The 24,058-nt window shown below is 61.9% G+C and carries 26 protein-coding genes and 1 pseudogene; 16 read left to right on the forward strand and 11 right to left on the reverse strand.

Translation table 11 applies throughout. The annotated features are described in order from the left end of the window. The 7 genes from tatC to C2H86_RS27995 all read left to right on the forward strand — a co-directional run bounded on the left by tatC (position 1) and on the right by C2H86_RS27995 (position 5,781). On the forward strand, positions 1-753 hold the full coding sequence (gene tatC, locus C2H86_RS27965) for a twin-arginine translocase subunit TatC (protein ID WP_159410855.1): 753 nt from the start codon (positions 1-3) through the stop codon (positions 751-753). 74 nt (positions 754-827) lie between these two features. Continuing rightward, positions 828-1,250, forward strand: coding sequence for a nuclear transport factor 2 family protein (locus C2H86_RS27970; protein ID WP_159410856.1), 423 nt, complete (start codon positions 828-830; stop codon positions 1,248-1,250). Then, on the forward strand, positions 1,247-1,999 hold the full coding sequence (locus tag C2H86_RS27975; RefSeq protein ID WP_159410857.1) for an SDR family NAD(P)-dependent oxidoreductase: 753 nt from the start codon (positions 1,247-1,249) through the stop codon (positions 1,997-1,999). The genes C2H86_RS27970 and C2H86_RS27975 overlap by 4 nt, the downstream gene beginning before the upstream one ends. A gap of 3 nt (positions 2,000-2,002) precedes the next feature. After that, positions 2,003-3,250 (forward strand): NAD(P)/FAD-dependent oxidoreductase, encoded by a 1,248-nt coding sequence (locus C2H86_RS27980; protein ID WP_159410858.1) that lies wholly within the window; start codon positions 2,003-2,005, stop codon positions 3,248-3,250. Then, complete coding sequence (locus C2H86_RS27985; RefSeq protein WP_159410859.1) at positions 3,247-4,059, forward strand: DUF1365 domain-containing protein; 813 nt, start codon at positions 3,247-3,249, stop codon at positions 4,057-4,059. Before C2H86_RS27980 ends, C2H86_RS27985 begins: the two co-directional genes overlap by 4 nt. Next, positions 4,034-5,293 carry an SAM-dependent methyltransferase gene (locus C2H86_RS27990; RefSeq protein WP_159410860.1) on the forward strand — a complete coding sequence of 420 codons (1,260 nt, stop codon included), beginning with the start codon at positions 4,034-4,036 and terminating at the stop codon, positions 5,291-5,293. Before C2H86_RS27985 ends, C2H86_RS27990 begins: the two co-directional genes overlap by 26 nt. A gap of 2 nt (positions 5,294-5,295) precedes the next feature. After that, complete coding sequence (locus tag C2H86_RS27995) at positions 5,296-5,781, forward strand: DUF2878 domain-containing protein (protein WP_159410861.1); 486 nt, start codon at positions 5,296-5,298, stop codon at positions 5,779-5,781. Between the two features lie 17 nt (positions 5,782-5,798). On the opposite strand, the gene cynR is transcribed toward C2H86_RS27995, so the two are convergent. Beyond that, positions 5,799-6,686, reverse strand: coding sequence for a transcriptional regulator CynR (cynR, locus tag C2H86_RS28000; RefSeq protein ID WP_159410862.1), 888 nt, complete (start codon positions 6,684-6,686; stop codon positions 5,799-5,801). Positions 6,687-6,797: 111 nt separating this feature from the next. Between cynR and C2H86_RS28005 the strand changes: the two genes are divergently transcribed. The 3 genes from C2H86_RS28005 to C2H86_RS28015 all read left to right on the forward strand — a co-directional run bounded on the left by C2H86_RS28005 (position 6,798) and on the right by C2H86_RS28015 (position 9,245). Further along, positions 6,798-7,457, forward strand: coding sequence for a carbonic anhydrase (locus tag C2H86_RS28005; protein WP_159410863.1), 660 nt, complete (start codon positions 6,798-6,800; stop codon positions 7,455-7,457). 29 nt (positions 7,458-7,486) lie between these two features. Further along, positions 7,487-7,957, forward strand: coding sequence for a cyanase (gene cynS / locus C2H86_RS28010; protein ID WP_159410864.1), 471 nt, complete (start codon positions 7,487-7,489; stop codon positions 7,955-7,957). A 64-nt stretch (positions 7,958-8,021) separates the two neighbouring features. Next, positions 8,022-9,245, forward strand: coding sequence for an amidohydrolase family protein (locus C2H86_RS28015; RefSeq protein WP_159410865.1), 1,224 nt, complete (start codon positions 8,022-8,024; stop codon positions 9,243-9,245). Between the two features lie 11 nt (positions 9,246-9,256). Here C2H86_RS28015 and C2H86_RS28020 read toward each other — a convergent pair whose 3' ends face one another. Next, a complete protein-coding gene (locus C2H86_RS28020) occupies positions 9,257-9,985 on the reverse strand; it encodes an SDR family oxidoreductase (protein ID WP_159410866.1) in 729 nt (242 codons plus the stop codon). A 122-nt stretch (positions 9,986-10,107) separates the two neighbouring features. Here C2H86_RS28020 and C2H86_RS28025 point away from each other — a divergent pair, with 122 nt between their 5' ends. Then, positions 10,108-10,920, forward strand: a complete 813-nt coding sequence (locus tag C2H86_RS28025; protein ID WP_159410867.1) for a LysR family transcriptional regulator — start codon at positions 10,108-10,110, stop codon at positions 10,918-10,920. Positions 10,921-11,083: 163 nt separating this feature from the next. Continuing rightward, positions 11,084-11,851 carry a hypothetical protein gene (locus tag C2H86_RS28030; RefSeq protein ID WP_159410868.1) on the forward strand — a complete coding sequence of 256 codons (768 nt, stop codon included), beginning with the start codon at positions 11,084-11,086 and terminating at the stop codon, positions 11,849-11,851. A 30-nt stretch (positions 11,852-11,881) separates the two neighbouring features. On the opposite strand, the gene C2H86_RS28035 is transcribed toward C2H86_RS28030, so the two are convergent. Beyond that, the gene (locus C2H86_RS28035; RefSeq protein WP_159410869.1) at positions 11,882-12,178 is read right to left on the reverse strand and encodes a hypothetical protein; all 297 of its coding nucleotides are present in this window, start codon (positions 12,176-12,178) and stop codon (positions 11,882-11,884) included. Positions 12,179-12,393: 215 nt separating this feature from the next. Between C2H86_RS28035 and C2H86_RS28040 the strand changes: the two are divergent. Then, positions 12,394-12,614: pseudogene (locus C2H86_RS28040) on the forward strand (outer membrane protein OmpK); the annotation flags it as partial. A gap of 194 nt (positions 12,615-12,808) precedes the next feature. Here C2H86_RS28040 and C2H86_RS28045 read toward each other — a convergent pair. Continuing rightward, positions 12,809-13,828: a hypothetical protein gene (locus C2H86_RS28045; RefSeq protein ID WP_159410870.1), complete on the reverse strand. Its 1,020-nt coding sequence runs from the start codon at positions 13,826-13,828 to the stop codon at positions 12,809-12,811. 724 nt (positions 13,829-14,552) lie between these two features. On the opposite strand from C2H86_RS28045, the gene C2H86_RS28050 reads away from it, so the two are divergent. Continuing rightward, a complete protein-coding gene (locus C2H86_RS28050; protein ID WP_159410871.1) occupies positions 14,553-15,686 on the forward strand; it encodes an aminotransferase class V-fold PLP-dependent enzyme in 1,134 nt (377 codons plus the stop codon). A 67-nt stretch (positions 15,687-15,753) separates the two neighbouring features. Here the strand turns inward: C2H86_RS28050 and C2H86_RS28055 are convergent, their stop codons facing one another. Genes C2H86_RS28055 through C2H86_RS28070 form a run of 4 tightly spaced genes read right to left on the reverse strand, consistent with a single transcriptional unit; the run spans position 15,754 to position 19,277 of the window. Further along, positions 15,754-16,683, reverse strand: coding sequence for a LysR family transcriptional regulator (locus tag C2H86_RS28055; RefSeq protein WP_159410872.1), 930 nt, complete (start codon positions 16,681-16,683; stop codon positions 15,754-15,756). A 15-nt stretch (positions 16,684-16,698) separates the two neighbouring features. Further along, positions 16,699-17,208 carry a flavin reductase family protein gene (locus C2H86_RS28060; protein WP_159410873.1) on the reverse strand — a complete coding sequence of 170 codons (510 nt, stop codon included), beginning with the start codon at positions 17,206-17,208 and terminating at the stop codon, positions 16,699-16,701. 23 nt (positions 17,209-17,231) lie between these two features. Further along, positions 17,232-18,263 (reverse strand): methionine synthase, encoded by a 1,032-nt coding sequence (locus C2H86_RS28065; RefSeq protein ID WP_159410874.1) that lies wholly within the window; start codon positions 18,261-18,263, stop codon positions 17,232-17,234. Positions 18,264-18,290: 27 nt separating this feature from the next. After that, positions 18,291-19,277 carry a DUF1852 domain-containing protein gene (locus tag C2H86_RS28070; protein WP_159410875.1) on the reverse strand — a complete coding sequence of 329 codons (987 nt, stop codon included), beginning with the start codon at positions 19,275-19,277 and terminating at the stop codon, positions 18,291-18,293. A gap of 238 nt (positions 19,278-19,515) precedes the next feature. Here C2H86_RS28070 and C2H86_RS28075 point away from each other — a divergent pair, with 238 nt between their 5' ends. Together C2H86_RS28075 and C2H86_RS28080 are read left to right on the forward strand one after the other, a co-directional pair. Next, positions 19,516-20,268: an electron transfer flavoprotein subunit beta/FixA family protein gene (locus C2H86_RS28075; protein ID WP_159410876.1), complete on the forward strand. Its 753-nt coding sequence runs from the start codon at positions 19,516-19,518 to the stop codon at positions 20,266-20,268. Next, positions 20,265-21,194 carry an electron transfer flavoprotein subunit alpha/FixB family protein gene (locus C2H86_RS28080; RefSeq protein ID WP_159410877.1) on the forward strand — a complete coding sequence of 310 codons (930 nt, stop codon included), beginning with the start codon at positions 20,265-20,267 and terminating at the stop codon, positions 21,192-21,194. Before C2H86_RS28075 ends, C2H86_RS28080 begins: the two co-directional genes overlap by 4 nt. 63 nt (positions 21,195-21,257) lie before the next feature. Here C2H86_RS28080 and C2H86_RS28085 read toward each other — a convergent pair whose 3' ends face one another. The 3 genes from C2H86_RS28085 to C2H86_RS28095 all read right to left on the reverse strand — a co-directional run bounded on the left by C2H86_RS28085 (position 21,258) and on the right by C2H86_RS28095 (position 24,034). Next, a complete protein-coding gene (locus tag C2H86_RS28085) occupies positions 21,258-21,431 on the reverse strand; it encodes a hypothetical protein (RefSeq protein WP_159410878.1) in 174 nt (57 codons plus the stop codon). Between the two features lie 53 nt (positions 21,432-21,484). Next, on the reverse strand, positions 21,485-22,525 hold the full coding sequence (locus C2H86_RS28090) for a Rieske 2Fe-2S domain-containing protein (protein ID WP_159410879.1): 1,041 nt from the start codon (positions 22,523-22,525) through the stop codon (positions 21,485-21,487). Positions 22,526-22,654: 129 nt separating this feature from the next. Then, the gene (locus tag C2H86_RS28095) at positions 22,655-24,034 is read right to left on the reverse strand and encodes a DUF1329 domain-containing protein (RefSeq protein ID WP_159410880.1); all 1,380 of its coding nucleotides are present in this window, start codon (positions 24,032-24,034) and stop codon (positions 22,655-22,657) included. Positions 24,035-24,058 lie beyond the last annotated feature (24 nt).

The following is a 24,058-nucleotide window of genomic DNA, read 5'->3' on the forward strand; positions in this document are numbered from 1 at the left end:
ATGAGCGAAAGAATCGAACACGACCAGCCCATGCCGCTGGTCTCGCACCTGACCGAACTGCGTACCCGCCTGCTGCGCTGCGTGGCGGTCATCTTCCTGATCTTTGCCGGGCTGTTCTCCTTCGCCCAGCAGATCTACACCCTGGTCTCGGCGCCGTTGCGCGACCATCTGCCGGCCAACGCGACGATGATCGCCACCGACGTGGCCTCACCGTTCCTCACGCCATTCAAACTGACCATGATCGTTTCGCTGTTCCTGGCGATCCCGTTCATCCTCCAGCAGATCTGGGGCTTCATCGCGCCGGGGCTGTATCGCCAGGAAAAACGCATCGCCATTCCGCTGCTGGTGTCGAGCATCCTGCTGTTCTACGCCGGCATGGCCTTCGCCTATTTCCTGGTATTCCCGCTGATGTTCAGCTTCTTCGCTGCCGCCACTCCGCAAGGCGTGGCGATGATGACCGACATCGCCAACTACCTCGACTTCGTCATGACGCTGTTCTTCGCCTTCGGCGTTGCCTTCGAGATCCCGGTGGCCGTGGTGCTGCTGGTATGGATCGGCGTGGTCGACGTGAAGTATCTGAAGAAGGTCCGCCCGTACGTGGTCATCGGCTGCTTCGTGGTCGGCATGATCCTCACCCCGCCGGACATCTTCTCGCAAACGCTGCTCGCCGTGCCCATGTGGCTGTTGTTCGAGGTGGGCGTGCTGTGTGGCGGTCTGGTCCGCAAGCAGCCTCAGGATATTTGTACAAAATAATTTTGTTGTATAGATTTCCCCGCTGACCTGCACTATACCTTGTACAGATATTGGATTTTGTACAGGTATTGTGCATGTCTACCTACCTGCAGCATTTCACCGAACGCTTTGCCACGCTGGGTCCGCACAATCTCGAGCTAGTCGGCGACTTGTACAGCGAAGATGTCAGCTTTCGCGACCCGCTCCATCACGTCAGCGGGCTCACAGCCTTGCGTGCCTATTTCGCGCAGCTGTACGCCAACGTTGCCGAGGTCCGCTACACCTTCGAGGACCTTGACGAGCCACAGCCAGGCCACGGCTACATCCGCTGGACCTTGCACTATCGCCACCCGCGCCTGGCCGGCGGCCAGCCGATCAGCCTGCAAGGCTGCAGCCACCTGCGCTGGCGTGGACGGGTCTACTTGCATCAGGACTACTTCGACGCCGGCGCCTTGCTCTATGAACATGTTCCAGTCCTGGGCGGCGCAATTCGCTGGCTCAAGGGCAGGTTGGCATGAGCCGCTGCTGGCTCACCGGTGCCAGCAGCGGCATCGGCGCGCAACTGGCACAGCGCCTGCTGGAGCAAGGCCACCAGGTAGCGCTTGGGGCTCGCCAGGCAGAGCGCCTGGCAGACCTGGCTGCACGCTTTGCAGGCCAGGTGCTGCTGGCCGTCGGTGATGTCGACCAGCCTGAGCAGGTGGCACGCATCGCCGCGCAGATCGAGCAGGCCTGGGGCTCGCTGGACCTGGTGATCCTCAATGCCGGCACCTGCGAATACCTGGAGCCTGGGCAGTTCGACCCGGCGCTGGTCGAGCGGGTCATCCACACCAACCTGATCGGCACCAGCCATTGCCTGGCCGCCGCCCTGCCCTTGCTGCGTCGCGGCCAACGCCCGCACCTGGTGGTGATGGGCAGTTCGGTCAGCTGGTTTGCCTTGCCACGGGCCGGTGCCTATGGCGCGTCCAAGGCCGCGCTGCGCTACCTGGTCGAGTCGCTGCGCCTGGACCTGGCCAGCGAGGGCATTGATGTCACCCTGGTCAGCCCCGGTTTCGTCGACACCCCGCTGACGCGCCGCAACGACTTCCCCATGCCCCAGTTGTGGAGCGCCGAGCGCGCCGCCAAATACATTGCCGCACGCCTGCCCCGTCGCCCACTGGAGATCACCTTCCCCGCCAGCTTCACCCTGTTGCTGCGCCTGCTCGGCGCACTGCCGGCACGCTGGCGCCTGATGCTGGGCCGGCGCCTGGCGCGCCAGCCCCAGGGTTGAACCATGCGCATCGCCATCATCGGCAGCGGCATCGCCGGCCTCACCTGTACCCACCTGCTGTCACGCCGGCATGATGTCACGGTATTCGAAGCGGCAGACCGGGTCGGCGGGCACACCCATACCGTCGATGTTCACTGGCGTGGCCAGCACTTTACCGTGGACACCGGTTTCATCGTCTTCAACGACTGGACCTACCCGCATTTCATCCGCCTGCTGGAACACCTGGGCGTGGCCTCGCGGATCACCGAGATGAGCTTTTCGGTGCACGACCCGCGTACGGGCTTTGAATACAACGGGCACAACCTGCGCAGCCTGTTCGCCCAGCGCCGCAACCTGTTGTCGCCAGGCTTCTGGGGCATGTTGCGCGATGTGTTGCGTTTCAACCGCCAGTCACTGGCCGACCTCGACCAGCAACGTATCGATGGCGCGACCACCCTGGGCGATTACTTGCACGACAATCGTTACGGTCAGCGCTTCATCGAGCATTACATCGTGCCCATGGGCTCGGCCATCTGGTCGATGTCACGGGCCGACATGCTGCATTTTCCATTGCAGTTCTTCGTGCGTTTCTGCCGCAACCACGGCCTGCTGTCGGTCAACCAGCGCCCGCAATGGCGGGTGATCGAGGGCGGTTCACGCAGCTACCTGGCACCGCTGTGCCGGCCCTTTGCCGACCGCATCCGGCTGAACTGCCCGGTGCAACGGGTGAACCGCGACGATGAAGGCGTGACCGTGACCTGGGCAGGCGGCAGCGAACGCTTCGACAAGGTGGTCTTCGCCTGCCATAGCGACCAGGTCCTGGCGCTGCTAGGCAGCCCCAGCGAGCAGGAACAGGCGATCCTCGGCGCCATCCGCTATGCCAGCAACGACGTGGTGCTGCACACCGACACCCGCCTGCTGCCCCGCCGGCGCAGGGCCTGGGCCAGCTGGAACTACCGCCTGGATGGCAGCGAACAGGCCCCCGCTGCGCTCACCTACGACATGAACATCCTGCAGGGCATCGAGGCACCGGTCACCTTCTGCGTCAGCCTCAATCAGACGGCGTTGGTGGACCCGGCGCAGATACTCGCCCGCTTCGAGTATGCGCACCCGCAGTACAGCCTCGCCGCCGTCGCCGCCCAGGCCCGTCAGGTCGAATTGCAAGGCCCGCTGCACAGCTATTACTGCGGTGCCTACTGGGCCAACGGCTTTCACGAAGACGGCGTGCTCAGTGCGCTGAACGTCGCCCGGTACTTTGGAGAGCAGCTGTGAACAGCAGCCTGTGCCACGGCTGGGTCAGCCACCGGCGCCTGACGCCCAGGCCCCACGCGTTCCGCTACCGCATCGGCCTGTTCTACCTGGACCTCGACGAGCTGCCCCGCCTGCCGAGCCTCTCTCGTTGGCTCGGGCGCTCGCGCCTGGCGCCGTTGTGCTGGCGCGAAACCGACTACCTGCCCGCGTTGACCCGCCAAGGCATGCCCCTGATCGAGGCCGCGCGCCTGCTGGTTGGCCAAGCCACCGGGCAGGTGCCTGAGGGTGCCGTGCACCTGCTGACGCAACCGCGCTGCTGGGGGCTGTCGTTCAACCCCGTGAGCGTCTACTTCTGCCACGACCGCCAAGGGCAAGTCGCGGCCGTACTGCTGGAGGTGCGCAACACCCCCTGGCGCGAGCGCTTCCACTACGTGTTGCCGGTACAGGGCGACCTGACCCAGCCATTTGCCGTGGCCAAGGCCTTCCACGTCTCGCCGTTCATGCCCATGGACATGGACTACCGGCTGCGCTTCACCGTCGATGCGCAACGCGTGCACGTGCACATGGAAAACTGGCGTGCCGGGCACCCGGTGTTCGCAGCGGACCTCGCCGTGCAACGCCGGCCGCTCGACCGCGCCAGCCTGCATCGGCACCTGCTGGCCTTTCCTTGGATGAGCTTGCGCACCGTCAGCGGCATCTACTGGCAAGCCCTGCGCCTGCTGCTCAAACGTACCCCCGTGCACGACCACACCGCCAGCCAGCACGACCTGGCGCTTGGCCAAGCCATCCGCGAGGAACCCGACCATGTCCGAACCGATCTTGAGCGTTAGCAAATCCGCCGGCATCACGCCGCTGCTCGGCAGCCTGGCCCGGCGTGCGGTGCTGGCGCAACTGCGCCAGCTGAGCCGTGGCCATCTGCGCCTGATCAGCCAGGGCCAGCAATGGACCTTCGGCGACGTCGCCAGCCCGCTGTACGCGGAAGTGGAAATTGTTGACGAAGCCGCCTGGGGCCTGGTGGCCGGCAATGGCTCGATCGGCGCGGGCGAAGGCTACATCCACGGCTACTGGCGCAGCCCCGACCTGGCCGCGGTGACTCGGCTGTTCGTCGCCAACCTCGACGTGCTGGACGCCATGGAAGGCGGCCTGGCCCGCCTGGCGCGCCCGGCCCTGCGCCTGCTGCACCGCTTCAACCGCAACAGCCGGCGCGGTGCGCGGCGCAACATCCTGGCCCACTACGACCTGGGCAATGCGCTGTTCGAGCGGCTGCTCGATCCGACCATGATGTATTCTGCCGCTCAGTTCGACAGTGCCGAGCAGAGCCTGGAACAGGCCCAGTCGAACAAGCTCCGGCAGATCTGCCAGAAGCTCGAACTCAAGCCCGGCGAACACCTGCTGGAAATCGGCAGCGGCTGGGGCAGCCTGGCCATCCACGCCGCCTTGGAGCATGGCTGCCGGGTCACCACCACCACACTCTCCGCCGCGCAGCACGCCCACACCTTGCAGCGGGTCAAGGCGCTGGGCCTGGAGCGGTTGGTCACCGTGCTGCACGAGGACTACCGCGACCTGCACGGGCGCTTCGACAAGCTGGTGTCCATCGAAATGATCGAGGCCGTCGGCCATCGCTACCTGCCCACCTACTTCCGCCAGTGCGCCGCGCTGCTCAAGGACGACGGCCTGATGCTGCTGCAGGCCATCACCATTCGCGATCAGCGCTACGCCCAGGCCCAACGCTCGGTGGACTTCATCCAGCGCTACATCTTCCCCGGCGGCGCCCTGCCCTCGCTGAGCGTCCTGCTGAACACCGCCAGCCGCCAGACTGCGCTGAACCTGGTGCACCTCGAAGATTTCGGCCAGGACTATGCGCGCACCCTGCGCCATTGGCGTGACAACCTGCGCCACTCGCGCACGGAGCTGGCCAGGCTCGGTTACGACGACACCTTCCAGCGCCTGTGGGAGTTCTACCTGTGTTATTGCCAGGGCGGCTTCGAGGAACGGACCATCGGCGTGGCCCAGATGCTGTGGGCCGGGCCCGAGGCGCGGCGGGCGCCGCTACCGGGTGCCTGAACGTGGTCCGCCGTGGCTGGCTGCTGGGCAACGCGCTGTGGTTGCAGGCTGGCTGGTGGCTGTGTGTACTGGGGGCACACAGGCCCTGGCTGTTACTGGTGGTGATGGTCGGCCTGCTGCTGCACCTCTGGCTGAGCCCGCGCGGTGAGTTGCGCGTGCTGCTCTGGGTAGCGGCAGCCGGCTGCCTGCTGGACAGCACCCTGGGCATGCTCGGTGTGTTCAGTTTCAACCCGTGGCCGTTGCCGCTTTGGCTGGCACTGCTGTGGCTGGTGTTGGCCAGCGGCATGCGTCATAGCTTGGCAGGGCTCGGCCAACCCGCGTGGCTCCCGGTGCTGCTGGGCCTGCTTGGTGGCCCGTTGGCCTACCTGGCCGGCGCCCGACTGGCCGAGGTCGAATTGCCAATGGGGCAGCTGAAAACCGCGCTGATCCTGGCACCTGTGTGGGCATTGGCCCTGCCGCAGGCCTTGCGCTTCGCCGCACGAAGCTGACCCAAGCGACGCACGGTTCAATTGCCCAGTTGCGCAGCCACCTGTGTAGCCATCTCGACGAACACCCGCGCCGCAGCGCTCTGATAGGCGCCTTTGCGCTGCATCAGTACGGCCGTGCGCTGTAGGCGGACCGGGTCGAGCGCAATGGCGGCCAGGTCGTCATGGGCCAGCGCGATGGTCGCAGGCAACAGGGTCGACAGGGTCGTGCGACGGACGATCTCGGTCACCGCACTGATGGTGTTGGCTTCCATCCGCACCTGCGGGTGAATGCCATGTTGCTGGCAAAAGCGGTCGATCTGTTCGCGGGTAGCAAACTCGCCGCTAAGCAGCACCAACGATTCTGCGCTCAAGGCCTCCAGCCCGATGGACGTTGCCTGGGCCAAAGGGTGCCGGCGGTTGACCACCAACGCCAACGTCTCGACCAGCAGCGGGCTGGCCTCGATGTCCTGGGCCTGGGTGCCCTCGAAGGCGATCCCCACGTCCAGCTCATCCGCGAGCAGCAGCGTTTCCATGCGCTCCTGGGACATTTCACGCACGTTCAGGGTGATGTTCCCATAGCGGTTGTGGAACGCCTCTACCAAGGGGCCGACCAGGTAGGTGGTGAACGTCGGCGTCACCGCCACCCGCAGCGAACCGCGGCTGAGGTCACTCACGTCATGAATGGCGCGCCTGGCTTCCTCCAGTTCCTGCGCGGCCCGGCGCGCATAGGCCAGGTAGACCTCCCCGGCATCGGTCAGCCGCGTGGTACGCCCCGAGCGATCGAACAGCTGGGCCCCCAGGCTTTCCTCCAGCTGGCGGACCTGTTGCGACAACGCTGGCTGCGACACATGCAGGGCCGTTGCGGCCTTGGTGAAGCTGTGGTGCGCCGCCACGGCGAGGAAGTACTGGATGTGTCGGGCAAGCATGGCTACTCACATAAGATAATCTGATGGCATAGATCATAAATGAGACTTTTACCTTATGCCAAACGCTCCGTAATCTCTGCTTCAACACACCGCGACACTGAGGCAGCAGCCATGAAAGACATCATTGACGGTTTCCTGAAATTCCAGCGCGACGCCTTCCCGGAGCGGGTCAAGCTGTTCAAGGACCTGGCCACCCAGCAAAGCCCACGGGCGCTGTTCATCTCCTGCTCCGACAGCCGCCTGGTGCCGGAGCTGGTCACCCAGCGCGAGCCCGGCGACCTGTTCGTCATCCGCAACGCCGGCAATATCGTGCCCTCCTACGGCCCTGAGCCAGGTGGCGTTTCCGCCTCGGTCGAATACGCCGTCGCCGCACTGCAGGTGGCCGACATCGTTATCTGCGGCCACTCGGACTGCGGCGCGATGACCGCCATCGCCACCTGCAAGTGTCTGGAGCACATGCCCGCCGTTGCCGGCTGGCTGCGCTACGCCGACTCCGCCCGGGTGGTCAACGAAGCCCGCCAGCACCCGGACCAGCCGACCAAGGTCGCGACCATGGTGCGCGAGAACGTCATCGCCCAACTGGCCAATATCCAGACCCACCCGTCGGTGCGCCTGGCCCTCGAAGAAGGCCGGGTGACCCTGCACGGCTGGATCTACGACATCGAGAGCGGCCGCATCGACGCCTTCGATGGCCGCACCAACAGCTTCGTGTCCCTCGCCGACAACCCCGAGGTACACGCCGTTTCCCATCAAGCCAGGCATGTTGCCTGACCCTGCTTTCCACCCACGGAGATAACCCCATGATCCAGTCGCAAGCTACCCAGAGCGTTCGCCAGGCCCTGACCGAAGTCATCCTCATGGCCAAGGCTCGCAAGGACCTGTCCTACGCCCAGATCACCGAGGGCACCGGCCTGTCCGAAGCCTTCGTCACCGCCGCCCTGCTTGGCCAGCACCCGCTGCCGGCCGACGCAGCCAAGGTGGTGGGCGACAAGCTCGGCCTCGACCTTGACGGCATCGCCCTGCTGCAGACCATCCCGATCCGCGGCTGCATGCAGAACGGCATCCCGACCGACCCGACCATCTACCGCTTCTACGAGATGCTGCAGGTCTACGGCACCACGCTGAAGGCACTGGTCCACGAAAAGTTCGGCGACGGCATCATCAGCGCCATCAACTTCAAGCTGGACGTGAAGAAGGTCGACGACCCGGAAGGCGGCTCCCGCGCCGTGATCACCCTGGATGGCAAATACCTGCCGACCAAGCCGTTCTGATCCTGCTGTAACCGGCTCGCCGCCAGAAGGCGGCGGGCCCGACCCGATGCGAGGAGCAATGCCCATGGATCTCATCTTTCGAAACGTGCGCATCGACGACGCGCAACCGTTGCTGGACGTGGCCGTGCACGACGGCAAGATCGCCCAGATCGCCCCGGCAATTGCCGCACGCGCGGCGCAGGAAATCGAAGCCAACGGCAATGTGCTGATTCCGGGCTTCGTCGAAGGCCACCTGCACCTTGAAAAGGCCAACGTCATGCAGCGCAAGGCCAATCGCTCCGGCACCCTGAAGGAGGCGATCGCGGTCACCGCCGCGCTCAAGCCGATGCTGACCCGCGAGGATATCCTCGAGCGCTCGACCCAGGTGCTGCGCGCCCTCGTGCAGGCGGGCAGCACCCATGTCCGCGCCCATGCCGAGTTCGACCCGGTGCAAGGCTTCACCGGCCTCGACGTGGTGCTTGAGCTGCGCGAGAAGTTTCGCGACATCATCGACATCCAGGTGGTCGCGTTCCCCCAGGAAGGCATCCTGAAACTGCCGGGCATGAAGGCGATGATGGTCGAGGCCATGGAAAAAGGCGCCAATGTCGTCGGCGGCATTCCCTACAACGACGTATCCCCCTTCGATCACATCGACTTCGTCTTCGACCTGGCCAAGCGCTACGGCAAGGACATCGACTTCCACCAGGACTTCGCCGATGACGCCGAGCAGATGACCATCGAGTACGTGGCCCGCCGCACCCTCGCCGAGGGCTACCACGGCCGCGTCTGCGTCGGCCACCTGACCAGCCTGGCCGCAGTCGAACCCGAGCGGCAGGCGCGCATCATCGAACTGCTGCGCGAGGCCGACATCAGCGTGATGTGCCTGCCGGCCACCGACCTGCACCTGGGGGCGCGCGGCGACAGCCACAACATACGGCGCACACTGACCCCGGTACGGGCACTGCGCGATGGCGGCGTGAACGTGTGCCTGGCCACCAACAACATTCGCAATGCATTCACCCCGTATGGCACCGGCGACTTGCTGAACATCGCCCAACTCGCCCTGCCGGCCTGCCACCTGGGCGGCGCCGATGACCAGGCTACGGTGTTGTCGATGCTCACTACCCGCCCGGCCAAGGCCTTGGGGTTGCACAACTATGGCCTGGCGGTGGGCAACGACGCCGACCTGGTGCTGGTGGACACGCAGGCGGTCAGCGATGTGATACTCGACCTGCCAGCGCGGTTGATGGTGCTCAAGCGTGGCAAGGTGGTGGCGACCGCAGAACATCGGCGCACGGTGATCTTCTGAGCCGTCTGCCGTTATTGCTGCTGGCGCGTGGCGCAGACCACGATCTCGCGCACGCAGACCGATTGCGGTTGGCCGTAAGCGAAGTCGATCACCTCAGCGATGTGCTCGGCGCTCAGTACCCCGCCCATGTCTTTCTTCCACTCGTCGTAGCCCGCCTTGATGCCCTCATCGCTGGTATGGCTCAGCAGTTCGGTATCCACGGCGCCCGGCTCGATGGTGATCACCCGCACATTGCTCGGCGACAGTTCTTCGCGCAGGTTCTCGGACAGGCCGCTGACAGCAAATTTGGTACCGACGTAGGCGACGTGGTTGGGGAACGTCTTGCGCCCGGCGACGGAGCTGACATTGATGATGGTGCCTTGCTTGCGCGCGACCATGCCGGCAGCCACGGCATGGATGCCATTGAGCAGCCCACGCACATTGATGTCGAGCATGCGGTCCCATTCGCCAGGGTCCTGGGTAGCGATGTTGCCCAGCAGCATCACGCCAGCGTTGTTGATGATCGCATCCACCGGGCCGAAACGCTGTTCGGCCTCGCCGACCGCCGCCAGCACCGCCGCCCGGTCGGTCACGTCGACCGACAGCGCCAGGCTATTGGGCAGTTGCAGTTGCAGCATCGGCTCCAGGCGGCGTGCCAGCAGCAGCAACGCGTGGCCGCGGCTGGACAGCAGCCTGGCGGTGGCCAGGCCAATGCCGGAGCTGGCACCGCTGATCACGACCAGGGGTTTATGGGTAGTCATGGTGAAACTCCTGATATTCGAAGTGCCTATTGATAAAACGCAGGGCAAGTATAGGTAAGGGTTAAAACCACGAAAAATGGGATATTCTTGTGGCTGCCATCGGCAGAACTTATGGGTAACCCGTGGATTATCGTCAGCTTCGTGCGTTCATCGCCGTGTTCGAAGAACGCAATATCACCGCCGCCGCACGCGCCATACACCTGAGCCAGCCGGCGCTGTCGGGCAGCATCAAGGCACTGGAAGATGCACTGGGCACCACACTGTTCGTGCGTCGGCCCAGGGGCGTGGAGGTCACCGACGATGCGCGTGCCCTCTACCCCGAAGCCCAGCGCATGGTCGCCGAGGCGAGCAGGCTGCTGACCCGGTTTCGCAGCGACCGCGCCTGTGCAGCCTTGCAGATCGGCGTGGAGCACGATGTCAGCTCGGTGACGGTGAAGCAGCTTGTGCTGGCTGCGGCAGCCATCACACCTGCCGTGCGCCTGCAGTTGGTGACCGGCTGCATGGGCGCCGCGCGGCTGGCCAGCGAAGAATTGCGTTGTGAGGATGAGTTGTTTCTACCCTTGCTCAGTGACCCGTTCGTGCGGGCCCTGCCATTGGCCAGCGACGGGCATGAACGCTGGATCATCTGCCCCGCACTGCCAAGCCATCAGCGGCTGCAGCCATTCTACGATGGCGTCCCGGTGGCCGAAGCCGAAACCTTTGCACTGGCTTTGGAACTGGTAGCCGCCGGGCTGGGGTCGGCGATCGTGCCGCAATCGCTGGCCACAGAGCAGCGTGATGTGCGCACCGAACCGCTGCCGCAACTGGACATGCGTCGGCGCATCGGCCTGTGCTATTCGGCTCAGGCATTGGCACTCGAAGGGGTCATTCAGCTGCGCGATGCCTTGCAACTTTCGATTGGCCAGCCGGCCTGGCTGGCACTGCCCAGCAGCTGACTCGTGGTGATGCAACCGGTGAACGCCTCACCCGGCTTTCCTGCAAAGACTCGCTCATCAGCCAACCGGCGGCGCGATCTGTCGACAACAAGGCGCGCGCTGAAATGCAATCAGGCGCTGCCGGGCGTCTACTGGTCGGCCATCGCCTCGGCAAGGGACTGATATGCACGTGATCAACGCTTTGAGCTCGGACTTCTACGAAGTCGAGTGCGCAGACAAACCGGCCAGCATGTGGGATGTGTTCCCGGGCTGGAACGCCCATGATCGCTTCGGCATCGTCATCTACGAACCACTGGCCGCGCTAGGGGCGACCCACCTCATCCAGCTGGCGTGCATGTGCTTCTATGACATCAAGCCGATGCGCCGCACCGAGCGCAAGGTCTACCCCGAGATGTTCGCGATCCATGTCGGCGGCTGGTGGGGTGGCCATGGCAACTTCGATTTCTGGCCGCCGCGTCGTGAGATCCAGGTGGCGGACGACCACCGCGAGATTCTGGGTGCGATCAACGATTTCGGCATCACCCGCCTGGCGCTGCCCGAACGCCCGGTGCGTGATCTGGTGCATCGGCGCAAGGAAGAAGACTGCGCCCTGGACCGGCTCGCCACCTCGATCTTCTACAGCCCCACGGGCCGCGTCGCCCAGCCGGACTTCACCATCCGCAGCAACAACCCGCGCAGCGAGCGGGACGTGCAACGCAATATCAACCCGGTGCAGCTTTCCGAGCAGGGTTTTGCCCAGTTGCAGAAATCGGCGGTCCCGGTCAAAGAGTCGGATGCCGACTTCACGCCCCGGCAGATCGAGCTGAACGTCAATGTCACAGCGGCCATGCGTGAGCAGGCGGAGCGTAACCGCACGGCGCTGAAGGTCGATGGGCTGATCACCGAGGGGTACCGGTTCGTCGACCCGGCGCAATCGCTGAAGTGCCTGTGAAGTGAACGGCCACCCTCTCAGCACGTCAAGTCAAGCGTAAGCCGCCTGCCTGAATCGAGGCGGCCCTTCGACGGCGACACGTCTCGCCTGCCCCACGCCCCAGGCCAGCGCCTGGGTCATCGACTCGCCAGGCCTTGAAGCAAAGGCTTCTTCATGCAGCGCCATGCCGCAGCCGGCGTAAACGCCGATGAACATTTGCGTGTTGCCTGTTCGCGACAGTCGTACCTGGACATCGATGGTCGTGCCATCGTCCAGGGTTTCTCCGTGAGCCCGATGGTGAAGTATCGGATCTGCCCAGTTCCAGAACACATCCCCGCGAATCCGCATGCCGCCCTCCTACGACTTTAGTCTTATGTGTATGGCTCACCACACCATAGCGGAGAAGGCCGATAGCGCAACGCGATCGATGCAGAATGCCAACGGGTTCCGACTACCGGTGGAAGAACAGCCGTTGCTGGCTCTGAAGGCCCGCAGCAGTTGACAGCCACCTCCGGGCAAACTAGCGAATGGGATTGTCAAATCGCAATGTGAGGCGCATGAACATCGAACGCTCCCTGGCTTCGCTGCTGATCGCGAGTGGCCTGCTGGCAACATGGCGCCAGGGCCGACCGTCAACGATGGGCCGCTGCTCTGGCACAATGAAAGCCTGACCTATCTCTGGGGCAAGAACTACAAGGTCGACCCGCCCATCCAGCAGACCTTCACCTTCGAAAGTGCGAGCGACTGGACCTGGGGCGACATCTGGTTCTTCGTCGGCCAGATCAAAGTTGTTCGCGCAAAGTGCTCACATACTTTCCGCGCGAAGCCAGGCAATAAGATTTCAAAGAGAAAAACCACATTGCGTTAATCACTGCATTAAATTAGCGGCCACGCTTTAATACCCAGCATGACTCCCCAAGCTCTCGAGGCATTGGTTATCAATTGAATTCACATTGACTTGAGATGAGTCGTGGCTCCTCAGTTTAAAATCGTACCAGAATCAAGCAGCCTCCAGATTTCGTCACTATTGACATCTGCATCAAATCTTTTACCTGACGCAGAGTTTCCTACGCCGTCGCCTCTGGCAAAGATCAAGTCGTAGTAGATTGTAATTTTCTTTTGCACATCCAAGCGATTAAATGGAAAATCCATTATGAGGGTCCTATCATTAAAGCTAAATATAGTCGGGAAATCTGGGTAGAAATCAATATTGCGCCAGCAGCAGTATGTTTCAGTCGCCACCAACGAACCTTGATCATGTATCTGAAAAACGATGAGCGCACGAGGAGGTTCTTTTTCGATCGAATAGAATTCTTTCAATTCCGGGCTCTGGGTCATTTTAAAATAAAGACTACTTATTATGAGCTTGCTGTTTTTTAAGGTGAGTATTATTCTTATTGGCTGAACTCTTTTGCTGATTCTCGGCGACCAATTAACTGAAATTGATTTTCCTGCAAAAAAAGCGTCTCTATTGGATTGAGGAGGTGGAGAGACAGAAACCATTGACGTCGATTGATTAGTGGGGGAGACGGGTACAACTGCGGGATTTGCTTTTTGAATAGTCACCTTACTTGCTGACTTTGTTGCAGATTGGCTCTTCACACTAGAGCTTTGCTGGCCAGATGAACTACCAGCCTCTTCAGGTACAAAACGATTCAAAAGTATTTTATACATTTCAAATTTTTGATCTGGACTAAATTTCTCTTTTGACATCATCTCACAGAACAAATAAAGAAACCTGTTTGTAGCGTTAGCTTTTTCTGATAGCGGGAAGTCTTTTTGAATATTCTGAGTCGCCGACGATACTTTTCCACTAATTTCACCTTCGGCTTTAGCAATTTTCAAGGTTGTTTCTGCGGTAGCTTTAACTTTCCCCTCTGTGCTTGAGGATAGTTCGACACGAGGATCTAGTACTGAGCAGTCGTATGTTTGATCAGCCGAGGCTGAATTGAAGCTTAGCAAAAAGCACAACGCTACTATTTCTCTGATTCTTACCATTTCCAACCCTCCAACTTTACCTGATGCTTTGCTTGAAGCTTCGCTTTATAGATGAGGTAAGGAATGCATTTCTAAGATCGCAAGGTGCTGTCTTGCTTTGCTTGAGCTAAAAGCATAGCTTGTTTTTTAAAGCAGGCGAAAATAGTTTACTTAACGGACTTCTTGAGTGTCATTAACCGCCCTGCGTTAGCGTGCAGCTTCCCCAAGATGGCACCCCAAGAGGTGCACGGCCATTTTGCTAGTCATTAATTACAAAAGGGATAAATTCATGTCTGGATCAGCGAAATAAATGAACGACTACGCATCACTGCCGATTCCCACATGCGCCCATATCGGACGGGTACATCGCCGTCTCGATCATACTGCCCATCCGCATCCAAAAGCGTAAGAGCCTGATTAGGAGAGCAATATTAATAGCTATTGAAATCATGCAGGCCAGCGCCAGCCGCGTAAGTCAACAGGAAAGAAGTACATAAACGGGGAGGTTGAAAACATCAACCTCTTTGACCATCCCCCTGACAGCTGCCCCTCGCGACAGCCAATGAACCGTACCTTATCAGTGTACAGGCCGCTCACGATTCGTTGACCCACCTTCAGAGCAGGCGAAGGGAGTATGCGGTGCCTGCAATCAGCCCCGCCCAACCTTGTCATTTGCCAAATCCTGGGCCAAGGTCGATACCACTGATATCTCTGCCGCAACCTCCCTGCCGAAAGGAGTCACCCCATGTCCAAGATCTATCCCGCCATTGATCCCGAAGGGCTGGTCGAGTACTCGGTGGTCTACACCGACCGCTCGCTCAATCACATGTCGCAGGCCTTCCAGGGCGTGATGAGGAACATTTCCAGCACCCTGAAACAGGTCTACAACGCCCAGGCCGTTGCAGTAGTCCCAGGCAGCGGCACCTTCGGCATGGAAGCGGTAGCGCGGCAGTTCGCCACCGGCCAGCAATGCCTGGTGATCCGCAACGGCTGGTTCAGTTACCGCTGGAGCCAGATCCTTGAGATGGGCAACATCCCGGCGGCCACCACGGTGCTGAAAGCCCGGCCGGTCGAAACCGGTCGCCAGGCGGCCTACGCCCCTCCTCCCCTGGACGAAGTGCTGACGGCCATTGAAGCGCACAAGCCGCAGGTGGTCTTCGCCCCCCATGTTGAAACCTCATCCGGGATGATTCTGCCCGACGATTACCTGCGGGCCGTCGGCGACGCCGTGCATGCGGTGGGTGGCCTGTTCGTGCTGGACTGCATCGCCTCAGGCACGCTGTGGGTCGATATGCAAAAGTGCGCCGTCGACCTGCTGATCAGCGCACCCCAGAAAGGCTGGAGCGCCTCCCCTTGCTGCGCCCTGGTGATGTTCAGTGCCTTGGCCCTGGAGCGCATCGGGCAGACGCAGAGCAGCAGCTTTGCCTGCGACCTGAAAAAGTGGCTGCAGATCATGCAGGCCTACGAACAGGGTGGGCATGCCTACCACGCGACCATGCCCAGCGATTCACTGGCGCGGTTCAACGACGTGATGAACGAAATGCAAGCCTATGGCTTCGACAAGCTGCGCGGCGAACAACAGGCGCTGGGCGATCGGGTACGCGCCATACTGGCCGGCAAAGGCATCAGGAGCGTGGCCGCAGCGGGATTCCAGGCCCCGGGCGTGGTGGTGAGTTACACCGATGATGCCGACATCAAGAACGGCAGCAAATTTGCCGAGCACGGCCTGCAGATCGCCGCCGGCGTGCCGTTGCAATGTGACGAGCCCGCCGACTTCCAGACCTTCCGCATCGGCCTGTTCGGGCTGGAAAAACTGCACAACATCGAGCGCACGGTCAGCACCCTTGAGCAGGCATTGGACGAAGTGCTGGTGAACTGAACCTCATCCTGGCTGCATTTCGCCTACGCTGCAGACTGACCTCACACCAGCGCCAGGAGCGTGGATGTCAGGCAGAGCGCCCTGTCACCGCGTTCACGCCCTCCAGCGTGGCAAAGGAAATGTCTTTTGCAGTGAGCAGGAAATCGCTCATGTAAGGCACTTCGAGCATGTCGCTGCGCACCGCAGCATACAGCGTCGCCTGCAGGCCATGCTCGCCCAGGCGCCTGGCGATCACATAGCCACGCGAGGTGTACTCGTGCACCGCCCAGTTGGGCAGGCAGCACACGCCACGGCCGCTGGCCACCAGCTGCATCATCATGACGGTCATTTCTGCGGTGCGGACCTGAGCCGGTTCGATGCCGGCGGGGTCAAGAAAGCCGGTGAAGATATCCAGGCGGTTGCGTTCGATCGGGTAGGTGATCAGGGTCTGGCTGGCGATGTCGGCGGGTTCCACATGCAGCTTGTCGCGCAGCGCATGATGCTTGTCGATGGCCAGCATCGCCTCGTAGCCGAACAGCGGCACGTAGGTGATCCCAGGCAGTGGCAGCGGGTCGGAGGTCACCACCAGATCGAGGTCGCCGCGCTCCAGGGCCGGCAGCGGCGCGAACGACAGGCCCGATGCCAGGTCCAGCTCAACCTCCGGCCAGGCGCCGCGAAACTCGTCCAGCGAGGGCATCAACCACTGGTAGCAGCTGTGGCACTCGATGGCGATGTGCAGCCGATCGGCCGTGCCGTTGGCCAGCTTGCTCAAGTTGCGCTCCGTGGTGCGGATCAGCGGCAGCACCTGGTCGGCCAGTTGCAGCAGCTTGAGGCCGGCGGTGGTGAAGCGCACCGGTTTGGACTTGCGCACGAACACCGGCATGCCGACGCGGTTTTCCAGCTCGCGGAACTGGTGCGACAACGCCGACTGGGTCAGGTGCAGGCGCTCGGCGGCGTCGGGCATGCTGTCGGTTTCGCGCAGGGCATGCAGGGTGCGCAGGTGTCTCAGATCAATCATGGGAAGCCGGCAAACTCACAGCGCGCCATGGGCGGCAAGGTTGCAATATTGTCCTTTGAAATACAGCAAGGGTTGCGTCGCCGCAGCGTCCTGCACCTTCAACGCCTTCACCTCACCGATCACGATCAGGTGATCACCGGCAACGTGTTCGGCGTGAAGCTCGCAGTCCAGCCAGTGCAGGCTGCCGGCAATCAGCGGATTGCCCAGCGGCGATTCCTGCCAGTCGACGCCCTGCCACTTGTCAGTGCCCTTGCGGGCGAACTGGTTGGAAATCCCCACCTGCTCGCCGGAAAGGATGTTGACCGCGAACCGACCCGCCTGGCGCATACCGGGATAACTGGCCGAGCCGGCCATCACGCTGAAGGAAACCAGCGGTGGGTTCACCGATACGCTGTAGAACGATTGGCAGGTGAAGCCGATCGGCTGGCCCTCGATCATTGAGGTGATCACCGTGATGCCGGAGGCGTAGTGCCCCAGCGCCTGGCGAAAGCTCACGGGCTCGATGGCCGTACTGAGAAGTGACATGGCAAATCCTGACGGTCGGGGGCTTATTGGCGCGCAAGTTCGCGGCGGACGATCTCTGCCCCCGCACTCAAGGCACTCAACTTGCCGTTGGCCACGCGCCGTGGCAACGGTGCCATGCCACAGTTGGTGCAGGGGTAGAGCTTGTCGGCATCCACGAACTGCAGCGCCTTGCGCAGGGTATTGGCGACTTCCTCGGGGGTCTCGATTGTGTGGTTCGCCACGTCAATGGCACCGACCATCACCTTCTTGCCACGGATGAGTTCGATCAGGTCCATGGGGACATGGGAGTTGTGGCATTCCAGCGAGATGATGTCGATGCTGGACTTCTGCAGCTTGGGGAAGGCTTCTTCGTATTGCCGCCATTCCGAACCCAGGGTCTTCTTCCAGTCGGTGTTGGCTTTGATGCCATAGCCATAGCAGATATGCACGGCCGTTTCGCATTTCAGGCCTTCGACCGCCCTTTCCAGTGTGGCCACCCCCCACTCGTTCACCTCGTCAAAGAAGACGTTGAAGGCGGGTTCATCGAACTGGATGATGTCGACACCGGCCGCTTCGAGTTCGCGCGCTTCCTGGTTGAGGATCTTGGCGAACTCCCAAGCCAGCTTTTCGCGGCTCTTGTAATGCGCGTCATACAGCGTGTCGATCATGGTCATCGGGCCTGGCAGCGCCCATTTGATCGGCTGCGAAGTTTGCTGACGCAGGAACTTGGCGTCTTCGACGAAGACCGGCTTGCGACGCGCAACGGCGCCCACCACCGATGGCACGCTGGCATCGTAGCGATCGCGAATCCTGACGGTTTCACGTTTTTCAAAATCCACACCATCGAGATGTTCGATGAAGGTCGTGACGAAATGCTGACGGGTTTGCTCGCCATCGCTGACGATGTCGATACCGGCGTGCTGCTGCTCTTGCAGGGCCAGGCGCAGCGCATCCTGCTTGCCTTCGATCAAGGCTTCATCTTGCAACTTCCAGAGCGACCAGAGTGTTTCCGGTTGCGCCAGCCAGGAAGGCTTGGGCAGGCTGCCGGCGGTGGAAGTGGGTAACAGTTTTTTCATGGCGGATGACCTTGTATTCCTGGTAATTCAGCACGCGTAATGAGCGGACCATTGTTCGAGCACAGCCTGATAGGGCTTGATGAAGTGCTCTTCGACAAAGCGCCCCTGTTCGATGGCCAGCCGGCTACGTTCTTCGCGGTCATAGACGATGCGCGTCAATGAATAATCCTGGTGCTGCAGGCTGGGCTGGTAGCATTTGCCTGCCGCGGAGTTGGCATTGTAAATTTCCGGCCGATAGATCTTCTGAAAGGTATCCATGGTGCTGATGGTGCTGATCAACTCAAGGTTGCTGTAGTCACCCAGCAAATCGCCGGTGAAATAGAACGCCAAGGGCGCAACACTGTTCGGCGGCATGAAGTAACGGACCTTCAGGCCCATTTTCCCGAAGTATTCATCCGTCAGCGAATATTCATCCTGCTGGTATTCATGGCCCAACACAGGGTGCTGATTTTCAGTGCGGTGATACTTCTTGCTGCTGGAAACACTCAGGCAAATAACCGGCGGCTTGGCAAAGTGTTCTTTATACGCTGCCGAGTTGACGAAGCTCTTGAACAGCTTGCCGTGCAGCTCGCCAAAATGCTCGGGCGTGCTGAAGGCGGCCTGGTTTTTGTTGTGCCCCAGCAGCAGAACGCTGAAGTCGTAATCGCGCACGTAAGATGAGAAGTTGTTGCCGACCATGCCTGCGGTGCGCTCGCCCGTGGTGCGGTCGACGATGTTCGTCTTCAGGATTTCAATCAACGGCAATGCCTGATCGTTATTGTCGTCGCCGAGGCTCATGGCGACAGAAACAATTTCCAGCTCGACCGTGTAACGATCACCCTCGGGATTATCCCAGTGCGCCAGGGCATTGAAGCGGTTGTCAATCATCTGCAAAGTATTGCGCAAATTTTCCTGGCGGCTCGCCCCCCTCGCCAAGTTGGCGAAGTTGGTCGTGAGGCGCGTTGTTTCGGCCGGGCAATAGTTTTCGTCGAAACAAATGCTGTTGATGGAAAACTGGAAATCTGTGCACGTCATGATCGACCGTCTCACTCGAATACGTAAAAAGCTTTTAATTGAGACGTATTCTAGGTTGAGGGTCTGAGCGAGTGGAACTGAATTGATTTCACAGAACCTTTAGTCATGCTCATGACGCCTTCAGCGCAATCAGCGCCAGCCCCGCTAGTTGAAACGGACGATCCGCCCCCGCCAACACTGCGCTACCGTCGCTGCCAACCCCCTCCCCGCCGCCCCACCATCAATGACTGGAGAACCTATGAGGGTATTGGTAAGCGTCAAGCGAGTGGTCGATTACAACGTCAAGGTTCGCGTCAAGGCGGACAACAGCGGTATCGACCTGGCAAATGCCAAGATGGCCATGAACCCCTTCTGCGAAATTGCCGTGGAACAAGCCGTGCGCCTGAAGGAACAGGGTATCGCCAGCGAGGTCGTGGTGGTTTCGGTCGGCCCGGTCGCCGTCCAGGAGCAACTGCGTACTGCCCTGGCCCTGGGTGCCGACCGCGCCATCCTGGTCGAAGCTGCTGACGAGCTGAATGCCCTGGCCGTGGCCAAGGCGCTGAAAGCCGTTGTCGACAAGGAACAGCCGCAGCTGGTGATCCTCGGCAAGCAGGCCATCGACAGTGACAACAACCAGACCGGCCAGATGCTGGCCGCGCTGACCGGCTTCGCCCAGGGCACCTTCGCCTCCAAGGTCGAAGTGGCTGGCGACAAGCTGAACGTCACCCGTGAAATCGACGGCGGCCTGCAGACCGTTGCGCTGAACCTGCCAGCCATCGTCACCACCGACCTGCGCCTGAACGAGCCACGCTACGCGTCGCTGCCGAACATCATGAAGGCGAAGAAGAAGCCGCTGGAAACCGTTACGCCAGAAGCGCTGGGCGTGTCCCTCACCTCTACCAGCAAGACCCTGAAGGTTGAAGCCCCGGCTGCCCGAAGCGCGGGCATCAAGGTCAAATCGGTGGCCGAACTGGTCGAGAAACTCAAGAACGAAGCGAAGGTGATCCAATGACTATTCTGGTTGTCGCTGAACACATTAGCGGTGCCATAGCCCCGGCCACCCTGAACACCGTCGCCGCTGCCGCCAAGATCGGTGGTGATATCCACGTGCTGGTCGCAGGCGCAAACGTCGGCGGCGTTGCCGAATCTGCTGCCAAGATCGCTGGCGTGGCCAAGGTGCTGGTTGCCGATAACGCTGCCTACGCCCACGCGTTGCCGGAAAACGTCGCGCCGCTGATCGTCGAGCTGGCGAAAGGCTACAGCCACGTGCTGGCCCCGGCCACCACCAACGGCAAGAACATCCTGCCACGCGTTGCCGCGCTGCTGGACGTTGACCAGATCTCCGAGATCATCTCGGTTGAATCGGCCGACACCTTCAAGCGCCCGATCTACGCCGGCAACGCCATTGCCACCGTGCAATCGAGCGCTTCGGTCAAGGTCATCACCGTGCGTACCACCGGCTTCGACGCCGTGGCTGCCGAAGGTGGTTCGGCTGCTGTAGAAGCTGTCGCTGCTGCGCACAACGCCGGCATCTCGGTCTTCGTTGGCGAAGAACTGGCCAAGTCCGACCGCCCAGAGCTGACCGCTGCCAAGATCGTCGTTTCCGGCGGCCGTGGCATGGGCAACGGTGACAACTTCAAGCACCTGTACAGCCTGGCCGACAAGCTTGGCGCTGCCGTAGGTGCCTCGCGCGCCGCGGTCGATGCCGGTTTCGTGCCGAACGACATGCAGGTCGGCCAGACCGGCAAGATCGTTGCGCCACAGCTGTACATCGCCGTCGGTATTTCCGGCGCGATCCAGCACCTGGCCGGCATGAAGGATTCCAAGGTGATCGTCGCGATCAACAAGGATGAAGAAGCGCCGATCTTCCAGGTGGCCGACTACGGCCTGGTCGCCGACCTGTTCGAGGCCGTTCCCGAACTGGAACAGCTGGCCTGATCCACGCACGCAAAAGCCCGGCCCTCAAACGAGGGCCGGGCTTTTGCGTGGCATCTGCACCGCTCAGCGAACCCCGGGGAAACCCTGGAAGCTCGGCAGGATGCTCGTGCAACCCGGAATCTGCCGGCACGCCCTGGCCCCGGCAGACTCGGGCGCGGCCGAGGCCAGCAACGTCAGGCCGATGATCAACACCACCGACAGCGGCACGCAGTACGCCAGCAAGCGCTGTAGCTTCATGACCCACCTCTCGATCTGCCGCCCTGCCAGGCTGGCTGGCAGGGCGCTGGCACTCAGCGTTCATCCACCGTGATGATCTCGCGGCGCTCGGCCATGCTTGCCGGCACCTGGTCCTCGTCGGTGAAGAACTGCTGGTACCACTCGCGCAGCTGGTACACCGGGCCGTCGTTTTCGGCCAGTACCGGCTTGTCGATGCGCACCTTGTGCTTCCAGATATCCACGTCCTGGTAGAACGAATCGCGGTTGCCTTTGACGTAGGCCTTGGCGATCTCACTGTTCTGCTCGTCGGTCAGGCCCGGCACCCGCTTGACCATGCAACCGAAGCGCAGCACGAAGCTGTCCGGGGTCACCGGCACGTGGCTGTTGAGCAGGATCGCGTGCACCCGCACCTCGCCGAACATCGAGCTCAGCTCGGTGAAGTGGGTGGCCGGCCCGTAGTAGGCCGACGGCGCAATCAAATCGCCGCCCAGGCGCTCGGAGTCTCCATGGAAGATCTGCCGGCCGATATGCCCTTCAAACTCGTTGGCAAAATACTTGGTCGGGGTGCCGTGCACCGGCCCGAAATGCTGGGCATCGACCAGATTGTCGACCAGCTCGCGCGGGTTGGTCTCGATCAGCATGGTGTCGATGTTCCAGTCGTGGATCCACTCGGGGTCGTCCATCTCCGGCAGGTGCGGAATGACCACGCCCTCCTTCGGCGGGCGCCCTTCCGGGTTGTTCCAGACGAACAGCAGGTTGTTTTCCACGCAGGTCAGCCAGCTGCGGGTCTTGGCCTTGGGCGGTATGCGCTTGCAGTAAGGGATGTCCACGCACTTGCCGCTGTTGTCGTACTTCCAGTGGTGGAACGGGCAGACCACGGTGTCGTTCTCGATGGTGCCCTGGGACAGGTCGGCGCCCATGTGCGGGCAGAATGCGTCAAGAATGCTGATGGCGCCGGCACTGTTAGCAAACGCCACCAGGCGCGTGCCGAACACGTTGAGGGTGTGCAGCTTGCCATCCCGGTAGTCGTCGGCCACGCCCAGGCAATGCCAGCCCCGGGCGTAGCGGTGGGTGCGCTGGGCGCTGTCGATGGAGAGTTCGGCGAGTTTGGTCATGTTCTTGTTATTCCTGTAGGGGGTACGCCAATCACCGGCAATACCCCTGCGGTTCCGGGGGGATTGCCTGGCCGCTATCTTTGAGCAGCCGTGCCCGGCCCTCATCCTTCAATCGGACTAGGCCGTTGCTCATTGGCCGAAGCGCCGCGCCGCCTCCGGGCCGAAGTCGCGCGGGCTGAAGCCGGGGCGGTTGAGCAGGTAGCCGGTGCGCTGCTGGTTAATCAGGTTGAATGCCAGGTAGCTGCCGGCGTTGAGGTCGTGGTACAGGCCGACGCCGGCCTGGGGCCGTTGCGACTCGTAGGCATAGAAGTAGTTGACCATCGAGGTCCGCCACAGCTCGCCACGGGTGTCGTAGTTGTCGGCCAGCATCGGGAACCAGGTGTCCTCGTCGATGTACAGCTTGCGCTTGCCGTACAAGTGGCGGTAACCCGGCTTCAGCGTGCCTTCCAGTTCCCACACCCGGTGGCGCTCGTAGCGCATGGCCTGCGGGTTGATGTGCCCGGGGGTGAGCAGGTCGGCGTACTTGAGGTCCGGCGCATGCAGGCGGTAGGCGTTGTAGGGGATGAACATTTCCCGCTTGCCGACGATCTTCCAGTCGTAGCGCTGGCCCGAGCCGTTGAACAGGCGCACCTCATCGACAGTGATCGAGCCGCCACTGCCCGGGAACGACATGTCGAAGCCATAGCCGGGCGACTGCCGCACCCGCCGTGTGCCCGGGTCGTAGCGCCAGGCCTGGCGGGGTTCGGTCTTGTCGTTCCAGAACTCGGTGCCGGTGTTGATCTCGCCCTTGTCGCGTTGCGGCAACAGGGTTTCGTTGAGGTAGAACGACGAGTTGCCCGCCGTGTCACCGACCTTGCCCGGTTCCAGCGCCGGCGCCAGGTTGCGCGAATGCACGCGGCCCCAGTTGATGTTGCCGCTCTTGAGCACGTAGGCGTTGTCGGAGGTGTATTCCTCGGTCCAGGCGCGCAAGGTGAAGGTCGAAGCGTTCTTCAGCAGTTCCAGGCCGCTGCGCGGTACCGGGAATGGCGTGCCGCCGGTCTTGCCGACCACGCCCTCGCCGTCGTCCACCAGCTTGGCCAGCCTGGCGTTCTCGCGGGTGGCCTGGCACACCGCATCGTCAAAGCGAAAGTCCCGGTGGCTGGGATAGACCGGCATCTTGTAGGTCGCCGGGTACAACTTGAACAGCGCCTTCTGCCCGTCGGACAGGGCATTGGCGTATTGCCCGAGGTTGTCGGCGGTGATCACGAACAAGGGCTTTTCATCAGGGTACGGATCGACCGGGTGCTGGCCGGTGCCCTTGAACGCAACGTGCGGCGGAACACCCAGCCACTTGCCAGAGAATGGCGGGATGCTGCCGTCGGCATTGCCGCTGGGGTCGGCGCCGAGGCAGGTCAGGTCCTTGCCCAGGCGCTCGACATCCTCGGGCGCGGCCAGCGCCACACCCGGCGCCGCAACCACCAGCAGCAGGCCCAGGGCCAGGCCGCGACGCGCCAGAATACTCTCGGTCATTGTTGTTCTCCTTGGTTACCGATA

Origin of the sequence: Pseudomonas putida, from assembly GCF_009883635.2 — a bacterium.
In the GTDB taxonomy this organism is placed as follows: domain Bacteria; phylum Pseudomonadota; class Gammaproteobacteria; order Pseudomonadales; family Pseudomonadaceae; genus Aquipseudomonas; species Aquipseudomonas putida_W.